The sequence below is a fragment of the Rathayibacter sp. PhB179 genome, assembly GCF_004345345.1.
In the GTDB taxonomy this organism is placed as follows: domain Bacteria; phylum Actinomycetota; class Actinomycetes; order Actinomycetales; family Microbacteriaceae; genus Rathayibacter; species Rathayibacter festucae.
Genome location: NZ_SLVD01000004.1, coordinates 424,365 through 436,106 on the forward strand (window position 1 = coordinate 424,365; position 11,742 = coordinate 436,106).

Sequence of the window (11,742 nt, forward strand, 5' to 3'; positions counted from 1 at the left end):
CGTGATTCGACCTCCGGCTCGCGGGATCGACCGGTTCCTGCGTGCCGAAGGTGCTTCCGCGTGCCGAAGCCGCGTACCGCCCATCTCCGGCTCGTGATTCCACCTCCGGCTCGCGGAATCGACCGATTCCCGCGTGCCCGAGGCCGTTCCGCGAGCCGAAGGCACCCCGGCGCCCGCCATTCCGCCCGCCCGCCCCTCCTCCCCAGCCCCGCACCTGCGGCGACCCTCCCCAGAACGCCGCTCGCCCGGGGCCGCGTCGGAGGCGGCGGGTAGAGTTCCACGGGTGACTGAGCCGACCGCGACCGCCCTCTCGACCGCCGAGCGCCCCACCGCGGACGCCCTGGAAGGCTCCTCCGCCGCGGCCCAGGAGATCCTCGAGCGGGTCTTCGGCTACGGCTCGTTCCGCGGCGAGCAGCAGGCCATCGTCGAGCAGGTCATCGGCGGCGGCGACGCGGTCGTCCTGATGCCCACCGGCGGCGGCAAGTCGCTCTGCTACCAGATCCCCTCGATCGTCCGGCCGGGCACCGGCGTCGTCGTCTCGCCGCTGATCGCCCTGATGCAGGATCAGGTCGACGCCCTGCGCGCGAACGGCGTGCGCGCCGAGTTCCTCAACTCCACCCAGGACATGGGCGAGCGCCAGCGCGTCGAGCGCGCCTACCTCGACGGCGAGCTCGACCTCCTCTACGTCGCCCCCGAGCGCCTCGGCAACGAGGGCACCAAGCAGTTCCTCGCCCGCGGCCGCATCGCCCTGTTCGCGATCGACGAGGCGCACTGCGTGAGCCAGTGGGGCCACGACTTCCGCCCCGACTACCTCGCCCTCGGCGAGCTGGCCGAGCGCTGGCCCGACGTCCCGCGCATCGCCCTCACCGCGACCGCCACCGAGGCGACCCACCGCGAGATCACCACCCGCCTGCACCTCGGCGCGGCCCGCCACTTCATCTCCAGCTTCGACCGTCCCAACATCCAGTATCGGATCGTCAACAAGGTCGAGCCGCGCAAGCAGCTGATCGACTTCCTCAAGCGCGAGCACGCCGACGACGCGGGCATCGTCTACGCGCTCTCCCGCAAGAGCGTGGAGGCGACGGCCGAGGCCCTGCGCGCGGCCGGCTTCGACGCGGTCGCGTACCACGCGGGTCTCGACGCCCGGGTCCGGGCCGCCGCGCAGTCGCGCTTCCTCCGCGAGGAGGGCGTCATCGTCTGCGCCACCATCGCCTTCGGCATGGGCATCGACAAGCCGGACGTCCGCTTCGTGGCGCACATCGACCTGCCGAAGTCGGTCGAGGGCTACTACCAGGAGACGGGTCGCGCCGGCCGCGACGGCCTGCCCTCCACCGCCTGGCTCGCCTACGGCCTGCAGGACGTCGTCCAGCAGCGCCGGATGATCGACGAGTCCCCGGGCGACCTCGCGCACCGGCGGCGGATGTCCGCGCACCTCGACGCGATGCTCGCCCTCTCCGAGACGGTGCAGTGCCGCCGGATGAACCTCCTCGCCTACTTCGGCCAGGAGAGCACCCCCTGCGGCAACTGCGACACCTGCCTCGAGCCGCCGGCCTCGTGGGACGGCACGGTCGCCGCGCAGAAGTTCCTCTCGACGGTGGTGCGGCTCAAGCGCGAGCGCAACCAGCAGTTCGGCGCCGGCCACATCATCGACATCCTGCGCGGCAAGACCACCCCGCGCACGACCCAGCACAAGCACGACTCGATCGCGACCTGGGGGATCGGCGCCGACCTCAGCGACACCCAGTGGCGCGGAGTCGCCCGGCAGCTCCTCGCGCAGAGCCTGCTCGGCGTGAACGACGACGGCTTCGGCACGCTCGTGCTGACCCCCGAGTCGTCGTCCGTGCTGAGCGGCGAGCGCAAGGTCGAGCTGCGGCAGGAGCCCGAGCGCCCCGCGCGCTCGAGCGGCTCGTCGCGCTCCGGCCGCTCCACCGTGTCCGACCTCTCCGCCGAGGCGCAGCCCCTGTTCGAGCGGCTCCGGGAGTGGCGCGTCGCCCAGGCCCGCGCGCAGTCGGTCCCGGCCTACGTCGTCTTCAACGACGCGACCCTCCGCGAGATCGCCACGGTCGAGCCGACCACCATCGACGCCCTCAGCGTCATCGGCGGCGTCGGCCAGAAGAAGCTGATCACCTACGGCGCGGCGGTGCTCGCCGTCGTCGCGGGCGAGACTCCCGCGATCGCCGAGCCCGACGAGAACCAGGAGGCGGCCCCCGCGAGGCGTCAGCCCGCGGCGCGGTCGACGGCCGGCCGGTCGTCCGGCGCCCGCCCGTCCTTCGGCGGCGAGCGGTCCGGCCCGCCCGTGTCCTCGGCCCCGCCGGAGGACGACTGGGTCCCGCCGGAGGAGCCCGACGAGGACCCCGGCTGGGACACCTATTGAGCCCGCGCCGGAGCTGAGCTCGAGGCGACGCTGATCTCGTGAACGGGCTGACCTCGCGTCGCCGACCCCGCGTCGTCGCCGACTCCGCGAGGCCTCCCCGCGTCGACGCTTGGTCGGCTGTCGGGCCGAGCTGCGCCGCTCAGGTCCCCGAGCCGACCGTCGCCATCCAGCCGCCGATCACGGTGCAGCCGAACGACAGCGCGAGCCCCGCGATGGGCACCCAGAACGCGATCCGCCGCCGCACCAGCAGCACGATGGAGACTGCGACAGCCGCGAGGAACGGCACCCACACCCCGCCGGCCGCGACGAGCACGCCCCAGCCGATCAGGTCGGTGTCGCAGTCGTTCGAGCCCCCGCAGGCGTCGCTCGCCATCGCGAAGAACAGTCCGAAGTAGGACAGCAGAAGCGTCGCCCCGAGCGCGCACAGGATCAGCACCATCGTCAGCACGAGGTCCCAGACCCGCACCGGGCGCCGCTGCCGGGCCGCAGTCCACGGTGTGCCGGGCCCCGAGGGCCGCGCCGACTCCAGTGCCTGCACCGCCTCCATCGAGGTGGGCGGCCGCCAGTCCGGCCGGCTCTCGCGACGGGGCGGCGGGGGCGGAGGCAGCTGCGGCTCGCTCATGCCCCGAGCCTAGCCACGCCCCACCCGCCACCCCAGGGCTCCGACATGCTGGTCGAGTAGCCGCCGCAGGCGGCGTATCGAGACCCACCCTCCTCAGCAGGCCGGGTCTGCAAGCCAGCCGTTCGACGATGGTGGATCTCGATACGCCCGCTCCGCGGGCTACTCGATCAGCACGTCTCGGCGCATGTGTCCGCTTCCATGCTGGTCGAGCAGCCCCGCAGGGCGTATCGAGACCCGCCCTCCCAGGCACGACGCGTCCGCAGACCCGAGCCTCACCACCGGCGGATCCGCCTCCCGCTCCGCTGGCCGGTTCCGACAACCCGCCCCCGCCCGCTCCCGCCGCCCTTTGTGGCCGCGCGACGGAACGTTTCCGCGATCCGCCGACCCGACCTAGCGTGCAGGAGCACCGCCTCCCGACGCACTGCAGCGACGGGATCGACCGCTCGATCCTCCGCTCCGGCCGATCGCGAGCGGTCCGAGCCGAAGACGGTCGAAGGGATCCTCCTCATGAGCACCACAGCGCCCCGCCCCCACTCCGCCGCCGACGCCGCCGACCGCGCCGGATCGCGCCCCCGGGTCCGCCGCTCCCGCTCCGGCCCGATCACCCCGCCGCCGCCCGTCGACGTGCTCGGCAGCGAGGTCGACGCCCGGCTCGACGAGGACGGCGCCCCCGGCGTCGACGTCGCGGCCCTCGGCGAGCTGCTGCTCGGCGAGTGGCGCGAGCAGCGCCTCGCCACCCGCGCCCTCACCTCCCGCCCCGAGCTGCACCGGACCGACGGCCTCCCGATGGCCGAGCACCGCGCCCGGGTCACGCAGCAGATGAGCATCCTCGCGGCGGAGGGCGGCGTGCACCGCGCCTTCCCGGTCGCGCTCGGCGGCGACGCCGATCACGGCGGCAACATCGCCGGCTTCGAGGAGCTGGTCACCGCCGACCCGTCGCTGCAGATCAAGTCGGGCGTGCAGTGGGGGCTCTTCGGCGCCGCCGTCCTGCACCTCGGCACGCAGCCGCACCACGAGAAGTGGCTGCCGGGCATCATGAGCCTCGAGATCCCCGGCGCCTTCGCGATGACCGAGACCGGGCACGGCTCCGACGTCGCCTCGATCGCGACCTCGGCGACCTTCGACGAGGAGGCCGGCGACTTCGTCCTGACCACCCCGTTCCGCGCCGCATGGAAGGACTACCTCGGAAACGCCGCCGTCGACGGCCGGGCCGCCGTCGTCTTCGCGCAGCTCGTCACCCGCGGCGTGAACCACGGTGTGCACGCGTTCTACGTGCCGATCCGCGACGAGGAGGGCGCGTTCCTCCCCGGCGTCGGCGGCGAGGACGACGGCCTCAAGGGCGGGCTGAACGGCATCGACAACGGCCGCCTGCACTTCGACCACGTCCGCGTGCCGCGCGAGAACCTGCTCAACCGCTACGGCGACGTCGCGGCGGACGGCAGCTACTCCTCGCCGATCGCGAGCCCGGGCCGCCGCTTCTTCACCATGCTCGGCACGCTCGTGCAGGGCCGCGTCTCGCTCGACGGCGCCTCGGTCGCCGCGTCGAAGATCGCGCTGACGATCGCGATCACCTACGGCGACCAGCGCCGGCAGTTCACCGGCGGCGGCGACCGCGAGGAGGTGCTGCTCGACTACCAGCGGCACCAGCGCCGACTGCTGCCGCGCCTGGCGACGACCTACGCGGCGGGCTTCGCGCACGACAGGCTGCTGCGCGCCTTCGACGACGTCTTCTCCGGCAGGAACGACACCGACGAGTCGCGCCAGGATCTCGAGACGCTCGCCGCGGGTCTCAAGGCGCTGTCCACCTGGCACGCCCTCGACACCCTGCAGGAGGCGCGCGAGGCCTGCGGCGGCGCCGGCTTCCTCGCCGAGAACCGGCTCACTCAGCTCCGCGCCGACCTCGACGTCTACGCGACGTTCGAGGGCGACAACACCGTGCTGCTGCAGCTCGTCGCCAAGCGATTGCTGACCGACGTCGGCCGCCGCTTCAAGAACGCGCAGCCGGGGGAGCTGGCCCGCTACGCGGTCGGCCAGGTCGCCGGAGCGACGGTCAACAACTCCGGACTGCGGCGGCTCGCGCAGGTCGTCGCCGACCGCGGCTCGACCGCCCGCTCCGTCGGCCAGCTCCGCGACGAGCAGCGCGAGCTGCTCACGGACCGCGTCGAGAGCATGGTCTCAGGAGTCGCGTCCCACCTGCGCTCGGCGTCGAAGCTGCCCGCCGACGAGGCCGCCCGCCTCTTCAACGCGCACCAGAGCGAGCTGATCGAGGCGGCGCGTGCGCATGCCGAGCTTCTGCAGTGGGAGGCGTTCACCGAGGCGCTCGCCACGATCGAGGACGACGGGACGCGCACGGTGCTGACCTGGCTCCGCGACCTCTTCGGCCTCGAGCTGATCGAGAAGCACCTCGCCTGGTACCTGCTGCACGGCCGGCTCTCGTCGCAGCGGGCGCTCGCGGTGACCTCCTACATCGACCGCCTGCTCGCGCGCCTCCGCCCGCACGCCGGCGATCTGGTCGCCGCGTTCGGCTACCGCCCCGAGCACATCCGCGCGTCGATCGCGAGCGGCGCCGAGGCGACCCGCCAGGAGGAGGCGCACGCCTGGTACGAGGCCGCCCGCGCGGACGGCACCCTCCCCACCCCCGAGAAGTCGCCCAAGCGCTGACCCCCTCCGCGAGATGCCACTTGTGCACGCGACACGCCGTGAGAAGCGTGCACAAGTGGCATCTCGCGGCCTGCGTCAGCGCTCCAGGAAGGCCAGGGCGGCGTCGCGCTCGGCGCGGAGCTCGAGGACGGACTCGTCGATCTTGGCGCGCGAGTGGGCGTCGATCTCCAGGCCCGGGATGATGCGCCACTCGCCATCGACCGAGCGGACGGGGAACGAGGAGATCAGGCCCTCCTCCACACCGTAGGAGCCGTCCGACTCGACCGCCGCGGAGGTCCACTCGGTGCCGGTGACCCAGTCGTGCACGTGGTCGATCGCGGCAGACGCGGCCGAGGCGGCGGAAGAGGCTCCGCGCACCTCGATGATCTCGGCGCCGCGCTTGGCGACCCGCGGCTCGAACTCCTCGTGCAGCCAGGCGGCGTCGACGAGGTCGGTGACGGGCCGGCCGTCGACGACCGCGTGGCTGACGTCCGGGTACTGCGAGGCGGAGTGGTTGCCCCAGATCGTGACGCCGGAGACGGCGTCGACCGGAGCGTCGAGCTTCGCGGCGAGCTGCGCGACGGCGCGGTTGTGGTCGAGGCGGGTCATCGCGGTGAAGCGCCCGGCCGGGATGTCCGGGGCGCTCGCGCGGGCGATCCAGGCGTTGGTGTTGGCCGGGTTGCCGACCACGAGCACGCGGATGTCGTCGGCGGCGTGCTCGTTCAGCGCGGCGCCCTGCGGACCGAAGATGCCGGCGTTCGCCGCGAGGAGGTCGGCGCGCTCCATGCCTGCCGAGCGCGGGCGGGCGCCGACGAGCAGGGCGACGCTCGCGCCGTCGAACGCGGCGGCCGGGTCGTCGGTGACCTCGATGCCGCGCAGCAGCCCGAACGCGCCGTCCTGCAGCTCGAGCGCGGTGCCGGCCGCGGAGCGCAGGCCGGCGGGGATCTCGAGGAGGCTCAGCCGGACCGGGACGTCGGGCCCGAGGAGCTGCCCGGAGGCGATGCGGAACAGGAGCGCGTAGCCGATCGCGCCTCCCGCTCCCGTGACGGCGACGGTGACGGGGGTGCGCTGCATGCTCATGCGGCCGACGCTAGTCCGGCCGCCTGCGCGCCGCATCGGAAGCGGGGTCCCGAGACGCGCTGCGCGTTGCTCGACCCGCGCAAGGAGCGGCTGTCGCCGCGCTCTCCTCTCGTGCCCGCGCATGCTGTCGCTCTCCCTCGCCGCCGCGCTCCCGTGCATGCTGGTCGAGTAGCCGCGGCATGCGGTGTATCGAGACCCCACCCCTTCGATCCTTGACCGTTAGACCTCTAACCATTAGAGTTCTGAGCATGCAGGAACCCCGCGACCGCCCCACCTCCGGACTCGAGCTCGTCCGCTGGCTGGCGTGGGCGCAGCGCAAGGCCGGCGAGGACTGGATCCGCGCCCGCGAGCTCAGCCACGAGCAGGCCTTCGTCCTCGGCTACCTCGCGCAGACGCCCGGCGTCATCCAGCGCGAGATCGCCGAGGTCAGCCGGACGAGTCCCGCGAGCGTCACGAGCCTCCTGCAGGGGCTCGAGCGACGCGGCCTTGTCGAGCGGCGCACCGAGGGTGGCGACGACCGCCGCAAGCGCGTCTACGCGACTCCCGCGGGCGCCGAGCTCATCGCCGGGTTCGAGGAGGCCATGCTCGCCGCCGACGAGACCCTCCTCGCACCCCTCGACCCCGGGGAGCGCGCCACCCTGCAGGCGCTCCTGACCAAGATCACCGCGGTCCTCCCGCCCCCCACCCGCTAGGCGATCGGGCGCTCCGCCCCCGCCTCCCGTTCCGCCCTTCCTCGCGCGCCGCTCCCTCGCGCGCCTCCTCACCGCGCCCTCCGCGGTGCCCCGACCGCGCCCTCCTCGGCGCGCCCTCCCTCCTCGCGCCGTGCCGGCGACCCTCGGCGCGCGCTCGACCCTGCCCGGAAGAAGCCCACCCGTGTCCAGCACCGACACCCCCAGCACCGACGACCCCCGAACCCACACATCCGCCACCCCCGCCCCGCGCCCCGCCGCCCCCGGCTCCGACCGCTGGTACCTCTCCTCCGCCCCGATCGTCCGCGCGCTCGTGCACCTCTGCGTGCCGATGGCCGCCGCGATGATCGTCTCCGCCGTCTACAGCGTCATCAACGCCGGCGTCGTCGGCTCGCTGCACGATGCGACCCTGCTCGCCGCGATCACCCTCGGCTCCCCGCTGCTCGGGCTGGTGATGGCCGTCGGCGGAGTCTTCGGGGTCGGCGGCAGCGCGCTCATCTCGCGCCTGCTCGGCGCCTCCGAGCGCGACCCCGCGCAGGCCGGCGAGATCAAGCACGTCGCCTCCTTCGCGCTCTGGGGCTCGATCCTGACCGGCGCGGTCCTCGGCGGCCTCGGCCTGCTCCTGCTCGGCCCGCTGGTCGCGCTCCTCGGCGCCGACCCGACCACGGCGGCCGCGACCGGCGCCTTCACCGCGGTCACCCTCGCCTTCGTGCCCGTGCTCGCCGCCTCGTTCTGCCTCGAGCAGCTGGTGCGGGCGGAGGGCGCGGCCCGCCAGGTCATGATCGGCCTGCTCCTCTCGACCGTCGCGAACCTCGTCCTCGACGTCCTCTTCATCCTGGTGCTGCACCTCGGCGTCGCCGGGGCGGCGCTCGCCGTGGGCCTCGCCAACCTGCTCGTCGTCGGCTACTTCGCCCTCTGGCTCCAGCGCCGGAGCGAGCACATCGACCTCTCGCCGCGCTGGTTCACCCTGCGCGCGAGCGTGCTGAAGCCCGTCTTCGGCGTCGGCGCCGGCGAGCTGCTGCAGTCGGGCTTCCTGATCGTGACCGCGCTCGTGCTCAACAACCTCGCCGCGGCCTACGGCGACGGACCGCTCGCGGCCATGGGCGTCGCGGTCCGCATCGCCCAGGTCCCCGAGTTCCTGGTGATGGGCATCACCCTCGGCGTGCTGCCGCTGCTCGCCTACTCCTACGGCAAGGGCGACCGCGAGCGCCTGCGCGCGGCGGTCCGCGGGGCCGCCGTCGCGGTCGGGACGATCACCGTGCTCGCGGCCGCCGCCCTCTGGCTGCTGCACGAGCCGGTGCTCGCGGTCTTCGCCGACGACCCCGCCGTGCTGACCCTCGGCGCCGTGGTGCTCGCGGCGCAGCTCGTGGCGATGATCGCGAACGGCTTCGCGGGGCTGCTCACCTCGCTGTTCCAGGCCACCGGCCGCGCGCTCGCCGCGACGACCATGTCGCTCACCCAGGGCGTGCTCTTCGTCCCGGTCGTGCTGCTCGGGAACCTCTGGTTCGGTCTCGGCGGCATCATCTGGGCGCTGACCGCCACCGAGGTGCTCGTCCTCGTCGCCGGAGCCGTGCTCTGGCTCGCCTCCCGGCGTGCGATCGATCGCGGCCTGGCCGAGGGCGACGCCGAGCGCGCCGAGGCGGTCCTCGAGCAGGCCTGACGGCGCCCCGGATGCGCAACCCCCGGGCGCATCCGGGGCCGGGCCGCGTGAAATCGCCTCCCCCGACCCTGATCGTCAGTAGTGTGCGGCCCATGCGCACTCTGTACCCCGAGATCGAGCCCTTCCACACCGGGATGCTCGACGTCGGCGACGGCCACGAGATCTACTGGGAGGCCTCGGGCAACCCCGAGGGCAAGCCCGTCGTCTTCCTGCACGGCGGACCGGGCGCCGGCGCCTCGGCCACCCACCGCCGCCTGTTCGACCCGGAGAAGTACCGGATCGTGCTCCTCGACCAGCGGATGTGCGGCCGCTCCACCCCGCACGCGAGCGAGCCGGACGCCGACCTCTCCACCAACACCACCTGGTACCTGGTCTCCGATCTCGAGAAGCTCCGCGAGCACCTCGACATCGAGCGCTGGCAGGTCTTCGGCGGCTCCTGGGGCTCCACGCTGGCCCTCGCCTACGCCGAGTCGCACCCCGAGCGCGTCACCGAGATCGTCCTCCGCGGGATCTTCACCCTCCGCCGGGCCGAGCTCGAGTGGTTCTACGAGGGCGGCGCCGCCGCGGTCTACCCGGACCTCTGGGAGGGCTACACCTCGGTGATCCCGGCGGGCACGAGCGGCAGTCTGATCGAGGCCTACTACCGGCTGCTGCACGACGCCGACCCGGCCGTGCACGGCCCCGCCGGCGTCGCCTGGACCACCTGGGAGTCCTCGACCATCACGCTCCTGCAGAAGCCGGAGATGATCGAGGCCTGGTCCGACCCCGCCTTCGCCCTGGCCTTCGCGCGGATCGAGAACCACTACTTCGTGCACAAGGGCTGGCTGGAGGAGGGGCAGCTGATCCGCGACGTCGGCGTGCTCCGCGGCATCCCGGCCGTCATCGTCCAGGGCCGTTACGACATGTGCACGCCCGCGTTCACCGCGTGGGACCTGCACCGGGCCTGGCCCGAGGCGGACTTCCACCTGATCCCGGACGCCGGCCACGCGTTCGACGAGCCGGGCATCCTCGACGCCCTGATCGAGGCGACCGACCGCTTCGCCTCCTGAGGCGATCAGCGGCTCCGTCCCGCCCGGCCGGCGGGGCGGACTAGCCTGGGCGGATGCGCGCGGACGACGACAAGGGGATGGACGGCTGGCCCACCGGCCGCCTCCTCGCCACGGCGTCCCGGATGGTCGAGCACGCCTGGCACGGCGCGCTCGCCGAGATCGGCCTCACCCACGCGGGCCTGGTCGTGCTGCACCTGCTGCAGGCCGGGCCGGCCGCGCAGAAGGAGCTGGCCGCCTCCGCCCACGTCGAGGTGCAGACCATGTCGCGCACGATCGAGCGCCTCGAGCGCGAGGGGCACGTCTCCCGCGTGAGCGACTCCGCCGACCGCCGCCGGCAGCTGGTGTCGCTGACCGACAAGGGCCGCGAGGCCTGGCAGCGCGCGCACCGGCTCGAGGTCGACATGCTGCCCGGGACCCTCGACCACGGTCCGCTGCGCGAGGCGCTGCTCGACATCATCCGCGACGCCAGCGAGTCGCGCTGGGGCTGATCCGCCCGAGCCGCCCGGGCCGTCCGCAACCCCGGGCAGCGTGTCCTCGGTCGGCGCTAGTTTGACCGCATGACCTTCAACGACGACTCCCAGCTCAGCGGTGGCAAGGTCCGCCGGCGCGGCCGCACCACCGGCATCGCGGTCGGCGGAGGCGCCGTGGGCGTCGTCGTCCTCGCCCTGCTCTCGCAGCTGCTCGGGGTCGACCTGTCCGGGCTCGGCGGTCTCGTCGGCGGTGGCGGCGGATCCTCGCCGGAGCAGATCACCAGCACGGCCGTCGCCTGCGACAGCGGCGCCGATGCCAACGCCGAGGTCGACTGCCGGCTCGAGGGCGCGGCGGAGTCGCTCGACCGCTACTGGGCCGGCGCGGCGGGCTCCGTCGGGGCGACCTACACGACGACCGGCGGAGTGATCGTCTTCGAGGACCAGACCAGCACCGGCTGCGGCAACGCCACCGCCGCGGTGGGCCCGTTCTACTGCCCGCCGGATCGGACGATCTACCTCGACACCGACTTCTTCGACGAGCTGCGCACCCGCTTCGACACCTCGGGCGGCTCGCTCGCGCAGATGTACATCCTGGCCCACGAGTGGGGCCACCACATCCAGAGCCTGACCGGCGCGATGGAGTCGGCCGACCGCAGCGGCACCGGCCCCGACTCCGACTCCGTGCGCCTCGAGCTGCAGGCCGACTGCTACGCCGGAGCCTGGGTCGGCGACGCCTCCACCGTGCCCGACGAGACCGGCACCCCCTACCTCAAGCCCGTGACGCAGGAGCAGTACCGCGACGCCCTGAGTGCCGCCGCGGCCGTCGGTGACGACCGCATCCAGGAGCAGGCGACCGGCACCGTCGACCCCGAGGGCTGGACCCACGGCTCCGCCGAGCAGCGCCAGCGCTGGTTCCAGGCCGGCTTCGACGCCGACGCCACCGCCTGCGACACCTTCGCCGTCGCGGGCTCCGCCCTCTGACCCCGCCCCGGAGCGGCCCCGCGTTCATGCTGGTCGAGCAGCCCCGAAGGGGCGTATCGAGACCCACCGTCTCAGACACGGTGGATCTACTTGGAAAGGGATGGTGACCTTTCACGCGGTTCTGGGGGTGAGGGTGACGTCGTAGCCGAGGGTCGCGAGGGTTCGGAGGGCGTTGTC

General features: G+C 73.5%; 9 protein-coding genes. 7 read left to right on the forward strand and 2 right to left on the reverse strand.

All coding sequences use genetic code 11. The features are described 5' to 3' along the window. The first annotated feature begins 340 nt into the window (after positions 1 to 340). The gene (gene recQ / locus EDF43_RS11390) at positions 341 to 2,374 is read left to right on the forward strand and encodes a DNA helicase RecQ (RefSeq protein ID WP_243646289.1); all 2,034 of its coding nucleotides are present in this window, start codon (positions 341 to 343) and stop codon (positions 2,372 to 2,374) included. 139 nt (positions 2,375 to 2,513) lie between these two features. Here the strand turns inward: recQ and EDF43_RS11395 are convergent, their stop codons facing one another. After that, entirely contained in the window at positions 2,514 to 2,996 is a 483-nt protein-coding gene (locus tag EDF43_RS11395) for a DUF6264 family protein (RefSeq protein WP_132436946.1), read from the reverse strand. A gap of 507 nt (positions 2,997 to 3,503) precedes the next feature. On the opposite strand from EDF43_RS11395, the gene EDF43_RS11400 reads away from it, so the two are divergent. Then, complete coding sequence (locus EDF43_RS11400) at positions 3,504 to 5,657, forward strand: acyl-CoA dehydrogenase (RefSeq protein ID WP_132436948.1); 2,154 nt, start codon at positions 3,504 to 3,506, stop codon at positions 5,655 to 5,657. 75 nt (positions 5,658 to 5,732) lie between these two features. Here EDF43_RS11400 and EDF43_RS11405 read toward each other — a convergent pair whose 3' ends face one another. Beyond that, positions 5,733 to 6,710, reverse strand: a complete 978-nt coding sequence (locus EDF43_RS11405) for a malate dehydrogenase (RefSeq protein WP_132437008.1) — start codon at positions 6,708 to 6,710, stop codon at positions 5,733 to 5,735. A 254-nt stretch (positions 6,711 to 6,964) separates the two neighbouring features. On the opposite strand from EDF43_RS11405, the gene EDF43_RS11410 reads away from it, so the two are divergent. From EDF43_RS11410 to EDF43_RS11430, 5 genes are all read left to right on the forward strand, one after another. After that, positions 6,965 to 7,408, forward strand: a complete 444-nt coding sequence (locus EDF43_RS11410; RefSeq protein ID WP_132436950.1) for a MarR family transcriptional regulator — start codon at positions 6,965 to 6,967, stop codon at positions 7,406 to 7,408. A 181-nt stretch (positions 7,409 to 7,589) separates the two neighbouring features. Continuing rightward, positions 7,590 to 9,065 (forward strand): MATE family efflux transporter, encoded by a 1,476-nt coding sequence (locus EDF43_RS11415; protein ID WP_243646283.1) that lies wholly within the window; start codon positions 7,590 to 7,592, stop codon positions 9,063 to 9,065. A 92-nt stretch (positions 9,066 to 9,157) separates the two neighbouring features. After that, on the forward strand, positions 9,158 to 10,114 hold the full coding sequence (gene pip / locus EDF43_RS11420; protein WP_123732675.1) for a prolyl aminopeptidase: 957 nt from the start codon (positions 9,158 to 9,160) through the stop codon (positions 10,112 to 10,114). 53 nt (positions 10,115 to 10,167) lie between these two features. Beyond that, positions 10,168 to 10,602, forward strand: a complete 435-nt coding sequence (locus EDF43_RS11425; protein WP_123732676.1) for a MarR family transcriptional regulator — start codon at positions 10,168 to 10,170, stop codon at positions 10,600 to 10,602. 69 nt (positions 10,603 to 10,671) lie between these two features. Continuing rightward, positions 10,672 to 11,565: a neutral zinc metallopeptidase gene (locus EDF43_RS11430; protein ID WP_132436952.1), complete on the forward strand. Its 894-nt coding sequence runs from the start codon at positions 10,672 to 10,674 to the stop codon at positions 11,563 to 11,565. Positions 11,566 to 11,742: the final 177 nt, after the last annotated feature.